Below are 1,237 nucleotides of genomic sequence, written 5' to 3' on the forward strand. Positions count from 1 at the left end.
GCCAAGGAAAGCGGCCTCAAGATCGGCATCCAGGCGACCAAGCTCGCCATTGCCGGCTTCGTCGTGCCGTTCATGGCGGTCTACACGCCGGCGCTCATGCTGCAGGATCCAGGCCCGATCGCCGCCCAGTTCGGCTACCCCGTCGAGGTCGCCTACATCGTCGTCAAGGCGTGCATGGGCATCGTGCTGTGGGGCGCCGCCGCCGTCGGCTTCCTTGCCAGGCGCATGGCGTGGTGGGAACGGCTCATCGCCTTCTGTGCCGGCGTGCTGCTGGTCGCGGCGATCCCGCTCACCGACGAGACAGGCTGGGCATTGTCGTTTGCCTGGATCGGCTGGCATTTCTGGCGTGCGCGGCGGGCGACGGCCCAAGCATGAGCCTGTGTATCCTTGCCGCCGGCAAGACGGTGACGCTGGCGGCCGCCGCCTTCACCCTCTCCTGGACGCACTCGGTGGAGCGCACGCGCTGGGAGGAACACTGGAAGGTGATGCCTTCCGGCCTGCAAGTCACCGAGGCGCGCATAAAGGGCTCGGGCGCCGGCATGGAACCACCGGAGGGCGCGGTGCTGCGAGACGGCTGGTGGGTCTATGCTCCGAAGGTCGGGCCGCAGCGAAGCCTTATGCTCGCCGCCTCCGGCGCGACCGGTGATGGTTGGACACTGTGCGCAGATCAGGGTTGCCGAGAACTCGGCAAGGTGGCCGGCGGCACGATCGTGCTGGAGCCGTGTGCTCCGGACGGCACGAGCCTGCCGCGGTAGCGCACTATCATCCCGGCTGGAGCCAGCGCCGTCGAAGACGGTCAGCGGATGGCTTGCATCGAAGGGTATTCAGAAGGACGGCTTGGACTGGGCCCGACTGGACTGGGGCCGACTGGGCTGGAGAAGGTCGCTCACGCGGGCCTCGGCGGCTCGTGTCCTGAGACATTAAGCCGGCGAAGGCGGTCTCAAAGCCGCGGCGATGTCGCACGCCGCCGATCGGCGAAGGCCGGGCGCTCGGCGCGATAGGTGGTGGCGCGCGACTCGGCGTCAGGCCTGCAGATGCGGCTGTTGTGTCGGCTCTCGAAAGTCATGGTCAGTGCGCGCCCAGCGAGGTGCCGCGACGAGCGCAGGCCGGGCCCGGCCCGCGCATGTAGTAGCGCTCCGGCCGATAGGTCGGCGCGACGAATTCGCGAATGGCTGCGGCATAGCCGATGAGGTGCGTGAGGAAGTTCATTTTACCTGTCCCTGTCCCGACTTTCGGG

General features: G+C 68.0%; 1 protein-coding gene and 1 pseudogene. Both read left to right on the forward strand.

Annotated features, from left to right (window positions below):
• Positions 1–375: pseudogene (locus FJ980_RS32600) on the forward strand (TRAP transporter permease); the annotation flags it as partial.
• Positions 372–755, forward strand: a complete 384-nt coding sequence (locus FJ980_RS32605) for a DUF1850 domain-containing protein (RefSeq protein WP_140524413.1) — start codon at positions 372–374, stop codon at positions 753–755. The pseudogene FJ980_RS32600 and the gene FJ980_RS32605, both read left to right, overlap by 4 nt.
• Positions 756–1,237: the final 482 nt, after the last annotated feature.

The sequence above is a fragment of the Mesorhizobium sp. B1-1-5 genome (assembly GCF_006443065.1).
In the GTDB taxonomy this organism is placed as follows: domain Bacteria; phylum Pseudomonadota; class Alphaproteobacteria; order Rhizobiales; family Rhizobiaceae; genus Mesorhizobium.